We start from the raw sequence: 14753 nt of genomic DNA, 5'->3' as shown, positions 1-14753 counted from the left end.
CCCCCCCCCCCCCCCCCCCCCCCCCCCCCCCCCCCCCCCCCCCCCCCCCCCCCCCCCCCCCCCCCCCCCCCGCCCCCGCCCCCCCCCCCCCCCCCCCCCCCCCCCCCCCCCCCCCCCCCCCCCCCCCCCCCCCCCCCCCCCCCCCCACGATGGTGGGGAGGTCGTCCGACCCGGTCAGAACTCCTCGGGCACGGGCGGGACGAACCAGGGCGGGAAGACCGCGACGCGGGGCCCGGTGACCCGGTGCTGCGCGAGCAGCGACTTGACCTGCTGTCGGACGCGGTCGTTCGGCACACCGATCACGGCGACGGACGAGAACGGCACCCGGGGACCGGCGAGCAGCTCGAGCCCGTGCATGTCCGGGTCGGTGAAGTCGGTCCGGCGGATCAGGTTCGTCGCGGCCTCGGGACCGACGGCGAACCGCACGTCGTCGGCGTCGGCGTCCTGGTCGGCCACGATCACCGACGCGCCGAACGCGGACACCGGCACGACGAGCACGACGTACTCGGTCGCGCGGGTGCGGCGTGCGGCGTCCGACCACCGGGTGCCCTCGGCACCGTGACGGAGCTCGTCCCAGCGGGTGGCGTCGGGCGAGAGGGTGAAGGGCACGTGCCCGGAGACGGGTCCGCCGTCGGGAGCACTCGCCTCGGCGCGGGCGGCCCGCGTCTCGGCCGAGCTGACGTCGACGACCGGGGCGGCCGCGTCGGCAGCGAGGATCGCACCCTCGGCGACGATCGACGACAGGTTGTCGACGTGGGTGGCGTGGTGCGCGCGGAGCGACGCGAAGACGCGGGGCTCCGGCAGCTCGGGAGCCGCGGGAGACCGGAGCGACGACGAGCCGCGCGCGGGCGCCGGGGTGGAGCGGAGGTCGGTGGTGATGCGGGTCCGACGGGGCGTCGGCGTGGTGGGGACGGCAGGCACCTCGGCCTGTCGGGGGGAGCAGATGTCGCAGAGCTCGGTGGGGAAACCGTGGATGCACTCGTCGGTCACGACTGGGAGGGGTCCTTCCGTGCCCGGGTGGGGGAGGTCGGGCACGGTGTCCAACCGTACGTCATGATCCGCCCCCTTCCGTCACTGTCGGTAGAGCAGGGCACGCACCTCGGACTCGGCTGCGTGCAGGCGCTCGGGGTCGATGGTCTCGCCGTGCTGGTACGCGTCGAGCAGCCGCGGGTCGATGTAGCTCTGCCGGCACACGGTCGGCGTGTTGCCCAGCTCCTCGCTCGCGGCCTTCACGGCGTGCGAGACGGCCTTCTTGCGCTTCGCCTCGCTGGGTTGGGGTCCGGTGCGCGCGAGGTCCACGGCGGCGGCCACCGTGCCGTGCAGGGTGCGGAAGTCCTTCGCCGTGAACTCGTCGCCGGCGCGCTCCTTCACGTACTCGTTGATGTCCTCGGCGGCGAGGGGCTCCCACTCCGCGCCCCGTCCGGCGCGGAACGACAGCAGGCGGGCGTTCGGGCCACGCCGCTTCATCCCGGCGATGACCCGCGCGAGGTCGTGGTCGTGGATGGTCGAGGACCACTCCTGGCCGCTCTTGCCCGGGAAGTCGAGCTCGATGTCGTCGCCCGACACGTGCGCGTGCGCACAGAGCAGCGTCGACAGCCCGCGGCTGCCGTGCTCGGTGGCGTACCGCTCGGACCCGACCCGGAGCGAGCCCTGGTCGAGCATCCGGAAGGCCGCGGCGAGGGCACGCCGGCGGTCGGGCTCGGGCCGTCGCAGGTCCTGCGTCACCATCCGTCGCGCGGACGGTAGCGACTCCGCCAGGGCCAGCGCGCGGTCGTACTTGATGCGGTCCATCCGCTCGCGCCAACCGGGGTGGTACATGTACTGGCGACGACCGACGCCGTCCTTGCCGGTCGCGAGGATGTGCCCGTTCTCGTACGGCGAGATCCACACGTCGTCCCAGGCCGGCGGGATCACGAGGTCCTCGAGGCGCTGCCGGACGGCCTCGTCCGTGACGGTCTTCCCGTCCGGGTCGCGGTACGAGAAGCCCTTGCCGCTGCGGACACGGTGGTAGCCACGACCGTTGGTCGCGGAGCGGCGGAGACGGGTCACTCCGACGATGTTGCCCGTCAGCGCCTGGGACCCGTCACCGGGAACGCTCCCGGAGGAGCCCAGAGGTCCGCCGGGAACGACGAAGCGGGGCCGGACCCGAAGGCCCGACCCCGCTGGCGCAGTGTCTTCCGGAGAACCGGGAGTTACTTGACGATCTCCTCGACCGTACCGGCGCCGACCGTGCGGCCACCCTCACGGATGGCGAAGCGGAGGCCGGCCTCCATCGCGATCGGCTGGATCAGCTCGACCGACATGGCGACGGTGTCGCCGGGCATGACCATCTCGGTGCCCTCGGGCAGCGTGATGACGCCGGTGACGTCCGTGGTGCGGAAGTAGAACTGCGGACGGTAGTTCGCGTAGAACGGGTTGTGACGACCGCCCTCTTCCTTGGTCAGGATGTACGCGTTCGCCTTGAACTCGGTGTGCGGCGTGACCGAACCCGGCTTCACGACGACCTGGCCGCGCTCGACGTCCTCGCGCTTGAGGCCACGGATGAGGAGACCGGTGTTGTCGCCCGCCTCAGCCTTGTCCAGCAGCTTGCGGAACATCTCGATGCCCGTGACCGTGGTCTTCTGCGTCGGGCGGATGCCGACGATCTCGACCTCGGAGTTGAGGTCCAGCGTGCCACGCTCGACACGACCGGTGACGACGGTGCCACGACCGGTGATCGTGAAGACGTCCTCGATCGGCATGAGGAACGGCTGGTCGGTGGCGCGCACCGGGTCCGGGACGTTCTCGTCGACGGCGGACATCAGGTCCTGGACGGACTTGACCCACTTCTCGTCGCCCTCGAGCGCCTTGAGCGCCGAGACCTGCACGACGGGGGCGTCCTCGTCGAACTCCTGCGAGCCGAGGAGCTCACGGACCTCGAGCTCGACGAGCTCCAGGATCTCCTCGTCGTCCACCATGTCGGACTTGTTCAGCGCGACGACGATGTAGGGGACGCCGACCTGGCGGGCGAGCAGCACGTGCTCACGCGTCTGGGGCATCGGGCCGTCGGTGGCGGCGACCACGAGGATCGCGCCGTCCATCTGCGCCGCACCGGTGATCATGTTCTTCACGTAGTCGGCGTGACCCGGAGCGTCGACGTGCGCGTAGTGGCGCTTGTCGGTCTGGTACTCGACGTGGGAGATGTTGATCGTGATGCCGCGGTCGCGCTCCTCGGGAGCGCTGTCGATCTGAGCGAAGTCACGGGCCTCGTTGAGGTCCGGGTACTGGTCGTGCAGAACCTTGGTGATCGCCGCCGTGAGCGTGGTCTTGCCGTGGTCGACGTGACCGATGGTTCCGATGTTGACGTGCGGCTTGGTCCGCTCGAACTTGGCCTTGGCCACTGTGGGTCCTCCTCAGGACTCGGAGAGCACGCCCCCGGTCTGACGACCGTTGGCGAGCAGGGTGTGTGTCTAACTGTACTTGGTGACGAGGGGCCCGTCGCCGGGCACCCTCGCCTGTGGAGAGAACGCCGGAGCGTTACTCTCCGCTGTTCTTCGCGATGATCTCCTCGGCGACCTTGGCCGGGACCTGGCTGTAGGTCTCGAAGGTCATCGAGTAGACCGCACGACCAGAGGTCTTGGACCGGAGGTCCCCGACGTAGCCGAACATCTCGGACAGCGGCACGCTCGCGCGGACCACCTTGACGCCCGAGGCGTCCTCCATCGAGGCGATCTGGCCACGACGGGAGTTCAGGTCACCGATGACGTCGCCCATGTACTCCTCGGGAGTACGCACCTCGACGGCCATGATCGGCTCGAGGATGGCCGGGCCGGCCTTGCGGGCGGCCTCCTTGTAGGCGATGGAACCGGCGATCTTGAACGCCATCTCGGACGAGTCGACGTCGTGCGCCGCGCCGTCCTTGAGGATGGCCTTCACGCCGACGGTCGGGTACCCGGCGAGGATGCCGACCTGCATGGCGTCCTGGATACCGGCGTCGACCGACGGGATGTACTCACGCGGGACGCGACCACCGGTGACGGCGTTCTCGAACTCGTAGACCTTCTCGGCCGTGACTTCCATCGGCTCGAGGGCGATCTGCACCTTCGCGAACTGGCCGGAACCACCGGTCTGCTTCTTGTGCGTGTAGTCGTAGCGCTCGACGACCTTGGTCAGGGTCTCGCGGTAGGCCACCTGCGGCTTGCCGACGGACGCCTCGACCTTGAACTCGCGCTTCATGCGGTCGACGAGGATGTCGAGGTGGAGCTCGCCCATGCCCTTGATCGTCGTCTGACCGGTCTCGGCGTTGAGCTCGACGCGGAACGTCGGGTCCTCTTCCGCGAGCTTCTGGATGGCCGTGGAGAGCTTCTCCTGGTCGGCCTTCGTGTTCGGCTCGATGGCGACCTCGATCACCGGCTCCGGGAACGTCATCGACTCGAGGACGACCTGGTCCGACGGGTCGCACAGGGTGTCACCGGTGGTGGTGTCCTTGAGGCCGATGACCGCGTAGATGTGACCGGCGGTGACGTTGTCGACCGGGTTCTCCTTGTTGGAGTGCATCTGGAAGATCTTGCCGATGCGCTCCTTCTTGCCCTTGGTCGAGTTGATGACCTGGGCACCGGACTCGATCGAGCCGGAGTACACGCGGACGTAGGTCAGACGACCGAAGAAGGGGTGCACCGCGACCTTGAACGCCAGGGCCGAGAACGGCTCGGTGGCGTCGGGCTTGCGGATGATCTCCTTCTCCTCGTCCTTGACGTCGTGGCCGATCATCGGCGGCACGTCGAGCGGGGACGGGAGGTAGTCGATGACCGCGTCGAGCATCGGCTGGACGCCGCGGTTCTTGAAGGCCGAGCCGCAGAGGACGGGGTAGACCTCGGAGGCGATCGTGAGCTTGCGGATCGCGCCCTTGATCTCGTCCTTGGTGAGCTCCTCGCCACCGAAGAACTTCTCGAGCAGGGCGTCGTCGGTCTCGGCGACGCGCTCGATCAGCTTCGCGCGGTACTCCTCGGCGCGGTCCTGGAGGTCCGCCGGGATCTCCTGGACCTCGTACTGGGCGCCCATGGTCACGTCACCCTTGGCGTCGCCGGGCCAGACCTTGGCGTGCATCTCGATGAGGTCGATGACGCCGACGAAGTCGTTCTCGGCACCGATCGGGAGCTGGAGCACGAGCGGCTCCGCACCGAGGCGGTTGATGATCGTGTCGACGGTGAAGTAGAAGTCAGCGCCGAGCTTGTCCATCTTGTTGACGAAGCAGATGCGCGGGACGTCGTACTTGTCCGCCTGACGCCACACGGTCTCGGACTGGGGCTCGACGCCCTCCTTGCCGTCGAAGACGGCGACGGCACCGTCGAGGACGCGGAGCGAGCGCTCCACCTCGACCGTGAAGTCCACGTGACCGGGGGTGTCGATGATGTTGATCTGGTTGTTGTCCCAGAAGCAGGTCGTCGCGGCCGACGTGATCGTGATGCCGCGCTCCTGCTCCTGCGCCATCCAGTCCATCGTCGCGGCGCCGTCGTGGACCTCACCGATCTTGTGCGTGATGCCCGTGTAGAACAGGATGCGCTCGGTCGTCGTGGTCTTGCCGGCATCGATGTGCGCCATGATGCCGATGTTGCGGACCTTGTTCAGGTCGGTGAGCACGTCCTGTGCCACAGGTTCCTCCGGAAGAGTTGTAGGAGAGGTTGGCGTCCGGGTGGGCGCCGACGGTTCATGACCGCCGGCACCCACCCGGAGCCGGGACTACCAGCGCCGGACTTACCAGCGGTAGTGGGCGAAGGCCTTGTTCGACTCGGCCATCTTGTGCGTGTCCTCACGGCGCTTGACCGCGGCACCGAGACCGTTCGACGCGTCGAGGATCTCGTTCATGAGACGCTCGGTCATCGTCTTCTCGCGACGGGCCTTGGCGTACGAGGTGAGCCAGCGGAGCGCGAGGGTGTTCGCGCGGTGCGGCTTGACCTCGACCGGGACCTGGTAGGTCGAGCCACCGACGCGGCGGCTGCGGACCTCGAGGGTCGGACGGACGTTGTCGAGCGCCTTCTTCAGCGTCGCGACGGCGTCCTGCTGGTTCTTGGCGGTGACGCCCTCGAGTGCATCGTAGACGATGCGCTCGGCGAGGCCCTTCTTGCCGTCCAGGAGGATCTTGTTGACGAGCTGCGAGACGATCGGCGCGCCGTACACCGGGTCGGCGACGACGGGACGCTTCGGGGCGGGACCCTTACGAGGCATCTAACTCAACCCTTCTTCGCGCCGTAGCGGCTGCGGGCCTGCTTACGGTTCTTGACGGCCTGGGTGTCCAGGGCACCGCGGATGATCTTGTAGCGCACACCGGGGAGGTCCTTCACACGACCGCCGCGGACGAGCACCATCGAGTGCTCCTGCAGGTTGTGGCCCTCACCGGGGATGTAGGCCGTGACCTCGGTGCCGTTCGAGAGCTTGACACGAGCGACCTTGCGCAGGGCCGAGTTCGGCTTCTTGGGGGTGGTGGTGTAGACGCGGGTGCAGACACCACGCTGCTGGGGGTTCGCCTTCAGTGCCGGCGCCTTGGTCTTGACGACCTTGGGCGTACGACCCTTGCGAACGAGCTGCTGGATGGTAGGCAACTGTTCTCCTGGTTCTTCGCTCGTGTTCTGGCCGACGCCTTCCGTCGGCTTCCTCATCCCACGCTGATCACCGCCTGACGGCGGAGGGGAGGTCGTGGGATGGATGACCCGGTACGGTCTCGTCGAGGACGACGAGGGTGACCCGGGATTTCGGGCGCGCCCGAGAGCGCACACCTGGTAGAGACTACCCGCGTCACACGGCGAAATCAATCCGGGCGCGTCGCGCTCCGAGCGACCCGCCGACGCGCCAGACCGGCCCCGTACCGGACCGCACCGGTCGGGGCGGAGGCGGGGCGGGCCTCCCGGCCGTCGACCGCGGGTCCGGGCCGGTCCGCGTCAGGAACCCGAGTCCGACGACCCGTTCCCGACGGCGGACTCGAAGGTGGCGCCGTCGTCGGAGAAGCCCGACACGTACCCGCTCGCGTTCACGTTCATCGGCCCCGCCGTGGCCGTGCCGACGCCGTCGGGTCCGGAGATGTCCGCGGTGAAGGTGGCGCGGCCGAGCGTCGTCGTCGAGATCGTCCACCCGCGCGACAGCCAACCGCCGACCGTGACCTCCGGGCGCTGCTCGAGCGTCCACTTCTGGTTGGTGTAGGTGTACGCCGGGTCCTCGCCGTAGGCGTAGAAGCTGCAGCCCGCCGGGGCCGGGTCGGTGGAGGCGATGCAGCCGTCCACCCAGCGGTCCACCGCCTGCTGCGCGGCCTGCTTGCCGTCGTCGGTGAGCTCCGTCGTCAAGGACACCGGCACCGAACCGGTCCCGCTGAACCCGGGGACACGAGCGGAGGCGCGCTCTGCCGTGAACCACTTCCCGCCGTCGACGGTCACGTCGTACGTCCCGGGCAGCGCGGTCAGGTTCGCGATGCCGTCGTCGGACGTCCGGACACGCTGGCCGGCGACCTCGACCGGGGTCCCGCCGGGGCCGCGCACCGAGACCTGCACCCGGCCGAGGTCGGGGGCCTCGAGCTCCCACACCGGGAAGACCCCCCAGTCGGTCCCCGTGCGGTCGAGCGTGAAGGTGGAGGCGACGTCCCGGCCGCCCTGACGGAGGTAGGCACGCACGGTCGCGGTGTCGCCGTCGGTGCGCGTCGCCGCGATGCGGTACCCGGTGACCCGGTCGGACGCCTTCGCGTAGGCGGCGTCGGTGAGCAGGACGTCCTCGTCGTCGTGGTCCACACCCGCCAGACGCAGCGCGTCGTCGACGTGACCGGCGGTCAGGTCGTCGAGGAAGGCCCGCACCGGCCGGTCGGCCGAGTGCGAGGAGGACTGGAGCGCGTACCCGACGACCCCCGTCGCGAGCAGCAGCACCACGGCGGCACCGCCGGCGATGATCCCGACCAGTGCGCCGCGGCGCATCCGGCGACGAGGCCGTCGTGCAACCGGGGCGGCCGCCGGGACCGGTGCTTCATGCGTCCCGCGGATCGTGTCGACGTGCGGGACACGTGCCCACCCGTCCGGCTCATGGTCGGTCATGCGTCCCCCGTCGTGCCTGTTGCGTGCCCCCGGATCCTACCGCCGACCGGCGCCGCGGGACCGGGGCTGTGGCCGGCGCTGTGGAGCGCGGGTCGGAGTCGGAGTCGGGGCGGGGTCGGGGGGGGGGCGCACACGCATGCACGGCGCGCGACGGCCGGGGGGGGCGCCGAGCGCGCGGGTGACTCCTAGCGGCGGTCGCCCTCCACGCCGGGGGTCGCGCCCGCCGGACGCTGCCGGGCCTGGTAGCGGGCGGCGGAGACGCCGCCGACGACGCAGAGCAGCGCCACGACGACGGACCCCACGACGAACGGGCTCAACGCGGACCCCGCCGGGAACACGAGGAGCTCGGTACCGTCGCCCCGCGTCATCGAGTACCCGACCGCACCCGTGCCGAGCATGACGAGGTACGTACCGGCAGCGGCGACGAGCCCGGTGACGCCCGGGTTGCCCTCGCGGATGCCCGCGGCGGTGGCGAGGAACACGACGGCGGCCGCCGCGACCACCATCGCAGGGCCGAGGTAGGGACTCGCGTCCGGCTGCGGGATCGCCTCGACGTCGGCGAGCAGGGCTTCGAAGCCCGTCACCGCGATGACGAGCGCGATGAAGAGGACCGACGTCATCGTCGCGATCAGCCACCGGGACATGGCTCGATGCTACTGCCGGGCACCCTGGGTGGCGGGTTGCGGCGCCGTCACGTCACCGTGCGGCGTGCTCCTGCGCGTGCTGGGGTCCCTGCGCTGCGGGGCTGCCCTGGGTCGCCTGGTGCTGCGCGGAGTCGTCCTGGGTCGCCCGGTGCTGCGCCGAGTCGTCCTGAGCCACGTGGTGCTGCGCGGGGCCGCCCTGGGTCGCCTGGTGCTGCGCGGCCGCGACGAGCGCGAGCGCGATCGTCGCCGTGATGACGGGGACGGACTCCGTCATGGGAGCGACGGGGGCCGTCATGGTGCCGTCCTGGAGGCGCGACTCGCCGCGGTCGCGCTCCCCCGGCTCCGCCTCGTGGTCGCGCAGGGCCGGCCCGACGACCGGCAGGACCGCCGTCGTCGTCGGCGGCTCGCTGTGCAGGACCGGCGCCGTCGGCAGGGCCGACGCGCTCGGCAGGGCCGAAGCCTGGTTCCGGGCGGCCCGACGTGCGCGGCCCATCCTGACCAGGACGACCACCGCGATGACCGCCCAGATGCCGTTCACGATCGTCGACGGGATCGCGTGGTGCGCAGCGACGTTGACGGCGACGGAGAGGCCGCCGACCAGGTTGAGGGACTGGTAGAGCGGCCCGTTCGGGATCTTGCCCAGTGAGAACAGCAGGTAACCTGCGAGAACGGTTACGGCTCCGAACCAGCCGAGGAACTCCACGATTCCGACCAACACGCGCGACTCCGGGCACGACGAGGAACGGCCGTCCTGAGGCGACCGTCCGAGAGGGGTGTGAGCAGCCGCGAGTGCGGCGTCGGGAGCATCGTAGGCACACCGACGGGTGTCGCGGAAGTGGGCGCGGCGTGGCGCGTCGCACCCACTTCGCGGGGGGCTCTGCGGAGGGGGTGTCAGCCGTTCGCCGAGGCCGTCGACGAGGTGTCCGTGAAGACGTAGACCGATCCGGAGAGCGACCAGGACTGCGACTCCATCGGGGGCGCGTCGTCCTCCTCCTCGCTCGCGGCCGCGATGCCGGAGACCAGGAAGAGCCGCGACCCGGACTGCATCGCCTTCGTGAACGCGAGCGCCTGGTCGTACGACCCCTGCACCGCCACCGTCACGGGGACGAGCGAGAAGTTCGCGTCGGTGACCGCAGGGTCGGTCGCCGGCTGCGCCGAGGGCACGTCCTCGTCGGTGCTCGAGGTCGCGGCCGCGGACGGCGCCGCGGATGCCGTCTTCTCCGCCGTGGGCTCGGTGGCGGGGGCGTAGGCGGTGGCGTCCCCGATGGTGACGTTCGTGACCTGGACGCCGGCCGCGGCGGCGTTCGCGTCGATCTGCCGGACGAAGGACTCGCTGTCCGTCGTCGACGGCACCGATGCCCGGAGCTGCGCCAGTTCGGCCTTCGTGGCGTCGAGTCCGGCGAACGCCGCGGCGAGCCGCGTGAGCTCCGCACGGTTCTTGTCGTTCGTCGCGTCGATGGTGCTCTGCTGCGCCTGGTTCGACGACGCCGCCGCGAGTTGCGGCTGCACACCGAGGAACCAGCCCCCGGCCAGGACGACCGCGCAGACCACGAGCGCGATCACGAGGGACAGGTGGTGCTTCGTCATCGGTCGGCGTCCTTCTCGTACTTGCCGTCGTAGGCCCGCGCATCGAGCTCGAGCTCGATCACGGAGGTGTACTCGCCGCGGTCCTCGTCGTACGAGATCGACGAGATCGACGAGTCCAGGTAGCCGGTGGTCCCGGACAGGCGCGAGGTCCAGTCCGGGACGGACGGGATCGTCGTCGACCGGGCGGTCAGCGTGAGGGTGGCGACCCTCGGCGTGGGTCCTGCGTCCGCTGGCTGCCCGAACGGCTCCGTCACGGTCGCGGACGCGATGGTCATCCCGCTGATCGCGAGGTCTGCCGGCAGGACGTCCCGGATGCCGCCGAGCGTGCCGTCCCAGTCGACCTCCGTCGACCCGCCGACGGCGCGGGCGGAATCGAGGAGGTCGGTGTCGCGTTCTGCCGCACGCAGTTCCGCGTACCGCTGCTGCTGGGCGAGGAGCGTCGTGGTCTCACCCTGCGCCGCGGTCAGCGCCGCCGCCGTTGCCATCTGGTGCGCCATCGCCCCGCCGCTCGCGAGCACGACGGCGGCTGCCGCCACCACGACACCGAGCCAGGCGCGACGCGTGACCGCGCGCTGCCGACGCTCGACGTAGACCTCCGCGGGCAGGAGGTCGACGCGGGGCGTGCGCCCCGCGGTCGAGTCCGCAGCCGCTCGACGGCCTGCCCGACCCCGACGACCCTGCGTCGCGTCCGTGCGTTCCTCTGTGCTGGTCATGCTGCCTTGCTCCCCACCGCGAGTCCGTACGCGACCGCCACCGAGTCGCCGTGCGCGAGGACGTCCTCCTCGCGCACCGCCCGCCCGAAGCCCGCACCGCGGAAGGCGGAGGGCGTCGAGACCGGCAGGTGTGTCGTGTCGGCGAGTGCCTCGCGCAGCCCGATGAGCTGCGCGCCGCCGCCCACGAGGGCGATCCCGGCGACGACCTCGTCCGGACGGGTGTTGACGTAGTAGTTGATGGTGTTGCGGAGGCTCGTCACGAGTTCGTTCACCGTGTCGAACACCGCCGCGACGGCGCGGACGTCGTCCGGTGTGCGGGCCCCCGGTCCGATGCCGAAGTGCCGCTTCACCGCCTCGGCCTGGGCGAAGGGGATGTCGAGTCGACCGGCGAGCGACCGGGTGATGTCGTCACCGCCGGACGGGATGATCCGCACGAACTGCGGCACACCGTCCGTGGCGAGCACGACGCTCGTGGTGTCCGCACCGACCTGGATGATCGCGATGGTGCCGTGCTGCGCCTGCGTCGGGCTCAGGACCCGGGTGAGGGCGAACGGGATGAGGTCGACACCGACCGGGTTGAGACCCGCGAGCCGCACGGCGCGCACGTTGGCGAGCACGGCGTCCTTGATCGCCGCGACCAGGAGTCCCTTGATCACCGGACCGGTCTCGTCGACACCCTCGCTGACCGGGTAGAAGTCGAGGATGGCGTCCCCCACCGGCACCGGCAGCATGTCCTGCACGTGGAAGGGGAGGCTCTCGCGGATCTGCGCGAGCGGAGCGTGCGGCACGGTGAGGTCACGCGAGAGGACCCGCTGGTTGCCCATGCCGAGGACGACGTCGCGCGACCGGAACCTGCCGACCGACCAGAGCTGCCGCAGCGCGGCCCCAACCGTGTTCGGCTCGAGCACCTCGCCGCGGCTGACCGCACCCTCGGGTGTCGGCACCTCGGCGACCCGGAGGACGACGGGGCGGTCACGGTCGGCGTCCCCGACCTCGACCGCGCGGATCGACGACGCGGCGATGTCGACGCCGACGATGCTCTTTCCCATGGTGCTGCTTTCGTTGAGGGTCAGGAGAGGCCGAGGAGCCCGAGGTAGGCCGACCAGAGGGGTGCGCCGAGGACGATGCCGATCCAGGCGCCGACGAGCATCGACGGCCCGAAGGGGACTCCGCTGCCCATCCGTGCGCGACCGACGGCGACGAGTGCGATCGCGACCGTACCGCCGACGAGGAAGCCGCCGAAAGCTCCCACTGCGAGGGGTCCCCATCCGAGGTACGCGAGCACGAGGCCGAGGACCACGGCGAGCTTGACGTCGCCGAGCCCCATCCCCCCGGGGACCGCGAGCGCCAGGACCAGGTACGCACCACCGAGCACGACGGCGCCGAGGAGACCGCGCAGCAGGGCGCCCCAGTCCCCGGACACCGCGGACACCGCGCCGAGGAGCACCAGCAGCACGACGGCAGCCGGGTAGACGACGGCGTTCGGCAGCCGGTGCGTGTCGAGGTCGATCAGCGAGAGCGCGACGCTCACCGCCATCAGGAACAGGAGAGCGGCGAGCATCACGGTCCGACCGAGGGCCTCGCCGACGGTGGTGGCGCCGAGCGGCTGGGGGACGACGAGGGCGACGAGCACGAACAGGACCGCGGTCGCGCCCTCGACCGCGGGGTAGCGGGCCGAGATGGGAGCGGCGCAGTCGCGGCACCGCGCGCGCAGCAGCATCCACGAGAGGACCGGGACGTTGTCCCGCCTGCGGATCGGGTGGTCGCACCGCGGGCACGCGCTCGCCGGCGCGACGACGGAGATGCCGGCGGGGACACGGTGCACGACGACGTTGAGGAAGGAGCCGATCGCCAGACCGAGCACACCGGCCAGGGCGGCGAGGACCCAGGCGGCGCTCACCGGCAGGCTCCCGTGCTCGTCCTCGCGCACGCACCGTCGACCTGGTACGCGGACTGCACCTCGACCTGCGTCGTCACGCCGTACGAGGTCGAGACGGGCTGCAGGAACTTCGGCGGGGCGGTGGTGAGCAGCCGCTGGTCGTACACGTAGTTCTTCGAGAAGCCGGTGTTCCCGGTGGTCGCGACCGGTCCGCGCCAGTTCTGCGCGATGGAGCCGACGACCTTGAGCACGCCGAGCTTCGGTCCGACGTCGTAGTTCTGGTTCCAGAACGTCCCGGCGTTGCTGGCGATGGCACCGCTGATGGTGATGCCGTCCCCGGTCGAGCGGTTCAGCAGGGCGATCCCCGAGTTGTTGCAGGCGGTGCCGTCGGACGCGTACGAGGTGCACTTGGTCGGGTTGTACACCTCGACCGCGTTCTGGCCGACGAGGCCGAGGATGTCGGTGGTGGGGTCGGCGTACGTCACGCTGCCGGTCGCCCAGATCGTGCCCGACGAGGCGATCGTCATCGCGCCGGCGAACGGCCCGCTGACGAAGACGTCGCCGGCGGTGCACGAGTAGGTGTCCGGCGCGGAGCCGGCCTGCGTCGTGTTGTTGCGGCCGGCGCTGCGGCCGTTCACCCACTCCCCTGCGGCCGGGTAGCCCATGCCGTTGCTGAACGGCTGGTTCGCCTTCGTCGTCGCCCGGCCGTTCGCCCCGACCGTGACCGTCGTCGTGCAGTAGGTGTTGGTGTACTTCGACGGGAAGGTCCCCGACCAGGTGTTCACGTTGTTCGTCGCCGACGGGACGTCCTGCACGTACACGAGGTTCGCGGGCAGCGTGGGGATCGTCGCGCCGCCCTGGCTCTGCAGGGCGTCGATCGACCCGCAGAGCGACGCTGCCTTCGCGGTGTCCGCGCTCGCGGACACCTCGCCGGACTGGCTGTCCACCCGGATCTGCGTCGCCTTCGACCACGGCGACCAGACCGTCATCTTGCCGCCTCCGAGGAAGGTCACCCGGGTCGGGCCCGTGTACAGGCAGCCGGGACGGGGAACCGTCGCCGGGATGTCGGTCCGGGTCTCCTGGGACATGTTCGAGTTCAGCGCCGGAAGCCCCAGGTACGGCACCGGTGACGGGTCACCACCGAGGAACTGGCCGCTGCAGGTCCCGCTGGACGGACGCACCCGCGTGTCGTGCTGCTCGACGCTGCCGTTGAAGGTCGTCGCGCACGCCGCCGTGAAGACGTCGTTCGTCCGGATCGGGCCGTTGAGGACGTCGGTCCCGGCGAACTGGACGGCCTGGCACCTGTTCGACACGCCTCCCTGCCACTGGTAGGCGGTCGTGCAGTCACTGCCGGAGATCGACGGACTCGACGACTCGTAGTTCGTGAAGTACAGGTAGTTGATGAAGCCGTCGCCCTTGAGGTTCGCCACGAGCGACCGGACGCTCCCGCCGGACTTCCCCGTGACGCGGACCCGGAGCACGCCCTTCGACGAGTAGTCGGCGTTGTCGACCTCGTACCGGAAGAACTGGTCCGTGGAGCCCACGACGGACGCCCACTGCGAGCCGCTGCTGGTGAAGGCGGTGTTCTTGTCGTCGCCGGTGAACGTCGACCCGCTCGTCTTGCTGAACTGTGCTGCCGCGTTGCCGTAGAGCGCGTAGCCGTTGTCGTTGGACAGCTTCGACTGGTAGTCGGCCAGGCCGGCGTACGCCGCGGCCATGGCGTTCTGGAAGTTCCGGTCCGTCGCCGACTTCACCGCCCCCGAGGTGGACACCGCGACCATCGTCGCGACGAGCATGAGCATGACCGTGCCGAAGATCACGACGTTCGCCAGGGCCATGCCCCGTTCGTCCCCGTGCGCGCGGCGGAGGGCAGCGCTGATCC

14 protein-coding genes are annotated in these 14753 nt (G+C 70.6%); all 14 read right to left on the bottom strand.

The genetic code is table 11. The features are described from left to right. Window positions 1–174 precede the first annotated feature (174 nt). The 14 genes from PIJ49_RS12255 to PIJ49_RS12190 all read right to left on the bottom strand — a co-directional run bounded on the left by PIJ49_RS12255 (window position 175) and on the right by PIJ49_RS12190 (window position 14709). Window positions 175–1035: a DarT ssDNA thymidine ADP-ribosyltransferase family protein gene (locus PIJ49_RS12255; RefSeq protein WP_209684903.1), complete on the bottom strand. Its 861-nt coding sequence runs from the start codon at window positions 1033–1035 to the stop codon at window positions 175–177. A 36-nt stretch (window positions 1036–1071) separates the two neighbouring features. Then, window positions 1072–2049, bottom strand: a complete 978-nt coding sequence (locus tag PIJ49_RS12250; RefSeq protein ID WP_271826706.1) for a DNA topoisomerase IB — start codon at window positions 2047–2049, stop codon at window positions 1072–1074. Between the two features lie 143 nt (window positions 2050–2192). After that, window positions 2193–3380 carry an elongation factor Tu gene (gene tuf / locus PIJ49_RS12245; RefSeq protein ID WP_058728450.1) on the bottom strand — a complete coding sequence of 396 codons (1188 nt, stop codon included), beginning with the start codon at window positions 3378–3380 and terminating at the stop codon, window positions 2193–2195. A gap of 136 nt (window positions 3381–3516) precedes the next feature. Then, a complete protein-coding gene (fusA, locus tag PIJ49_RS12240; protein ID WP_066657042.1) occupies window positions 3517–5631 on the bottom strand; it encodes an elongation factor G in 2115 nt (704 codons plus the stop codon). A 102-nt stretch (window positions 5632–5733) separates the two neighbouring features. Continuing rightward, window positions 5734–6204 carry a 30S ribosomal protein S7 gene (gene rpsG / locus PIJ49_RS12235; protein WP_058742332.1) on the bottom strand — a complete coding sequence of 157 codons (471 nt, stop codon included), beginning with the start codon at window positions 6202–6204 and terminating at the stop codon, window positions 5734–5736. 5 nt (window positions 6205–6209) lie between these two features. After that, window positions 6210–6578 (bottom strand): 30S ribosomal protein S12, encoded by a 369-nt coding sequence (gene rpsL, locus PIJ49_RS12230; RefSeq protein ID WP_058728453.1) that lies wholly within the window; start codon window positions 6576–6578, stop codon window positions 6210–6212. Window positions 6579–6914: 336 nt separating this feature from the next. Beyond that, window positions 6915–8048 carry a hypothetical protein gene (locus PIJ49_RS12225; RefSeq protein ID WP_271826705.1) on the bottom strand — a complete coding sequence of 378 codons (1134 nt, stop codon included), beginning with the start codon at window positions 8046–8048 and terminating at the stop codon, window positions 6915–6917. A gap of 185 nt (window positions 8049–8233) precedes the next feature. Then, complete coding sequence (locus PIJ49_RS12220; protein ID WP_271826704.1) at window positions 8234–8692, bottom strand: DUF6121 family protein; 459 nt, start codon at window positions 8690–8692, stop codon at window positions 8234–8236. Between the two features lie 52 nt (window positions 8693–8744). After that, a complete protein-coding gene (locus PIJ49_RS12215; RefSeq protein ID WP_271826703.1) occupies window positions 8745–9410 on the bottom strand; it encodes a CBU_0592 family membrane protein in 666 nt (221 codons plus the stop codon). 173 nt (window positions 9411–9583) lie between these two features. Then, window positions 9584–10279 (bottom strand): hypothetical protein, encoded by a 696-nt coding sequence (locus PIJ49_RS12210; protein ID WP_271826702.1) that lies wholly within the window; start codon window positions 10277–10279, stop codon window positions 9584–9586. Continuing rightward, a complete protein-coding gene (locus PIJ49_RS12205; protein WP_271826701.1) occupies window positions 10276–10992 on the bottom strand; it encodes a hypothetical protein in 717 nt (238 codons plus the stop codon). The genes PIJ49_RS12210 and PIJ49_RS12205 overlap by 4 nt, the downstream gene beginning before the upstream one ends. Then, a complete protein-coding gene (pilM, locus tag PIJ49_RS12200; protein ID WP_066657057.1) occupies window positions 10989–12041 on the bottom strand; it encodes a type IV pilus assembly protein PilM in 1053 nt (350 codons plus the stop codon). Before pilM ends, PIJ49_RS12205 begins: the two co-directional genes overlap by 4 nt. A 20-nt stretch (window positions 12042–12061) precedes the next feature. Beyond that, on the bottom strand, window positions 12062–12892 hold the full coding sequence (locus PIJ49_RS12195) for a prepilin peptidase (protein WP_271826700.1): 831 nt from the start codon (window positions 12890–12892) through the stop codon (window positions 12062–12064). Continuing rightward, window positions 12889–14709, bottom strand: coding sequence for a hypothetical protein (locus tag PIJ49_RS12190; protein ID WP_271826699.1), 1821 nt, complete (start codon window positions 14707–14709; stop codon window positions 12889–12891). The genes PIJ49_RS12195 and PIJ49_RS12190 overlap by 4 nt, the downstream gene beginning before the upstream one ends. Window positions 14710–14753: the final 44 nt, after the last annotated feature.

Source organism: Curtobacterium uvaldense, assembly GCF_028307415.1.
Classification (GTDB): domain Bacteria; phylum Actinomycetota; class Actinomycetes; order Actinomycetales; family Microbacteriaceae; genus Curtobacterium.
Note: the sequence above shows the minus strand (reverse complement) of the source record. Positions and strands in the feature narration are given on the sequence as shown.

Bases quoted from the DNA above. Each gene is read 5' to 3' on its own strand.
- PIJ49_RS12210 (WP_271826702.1), bottom strand. From the start codon at position 10,279: ATGACGAAGCACCACCTGTCCCTCGTGATCGCGCTCGTGGTCTGCGCG.
- PIJ49_RS12225 (WP_271826705.1), bottom strand. From the start codon at position 8,048: ATGACCGACCATGAGCCGGACGGGTGGGCACGTGTCCCGCACGTCGAC.
- PIJ49_RS12190 (WP_271826699.1), bottom strand. From the start codon at position 14,709: ATGGCCCTGGCGAACGTCGTGATCTTCGGCACGGTCATGCTCATGCTC.
- PIJ49_RS12220 (WP_271826704.1), bottom strand. From the start codon at position 8,692: ATGTCCCGGTGGCTGATCGCGACGATGACGTCGGTCCTCTTCATCGCG.
- pilM (WP_066657057.1), bottom strand. From the start codon at position 12,041: ATGGGAAAGAGCATCGTCGGCGTCGACATCGCCGCGTCGTCGATCCGC.
- rpsG (WP_058742332.1), bottom strand. From the start codon at position 6,204: ATGCCTCGTAAGGGTCCCGCCCCGAAGCGTCCCGTCGTCGCCGACCCG.
- PIJ49_RS12205 (WP_271826701.1), bottom strand. From the start codon at position 10,992: ATGACCAGCACAGAGGAACGCACGGACGCGACGCAGGGTCGTCGGGGT.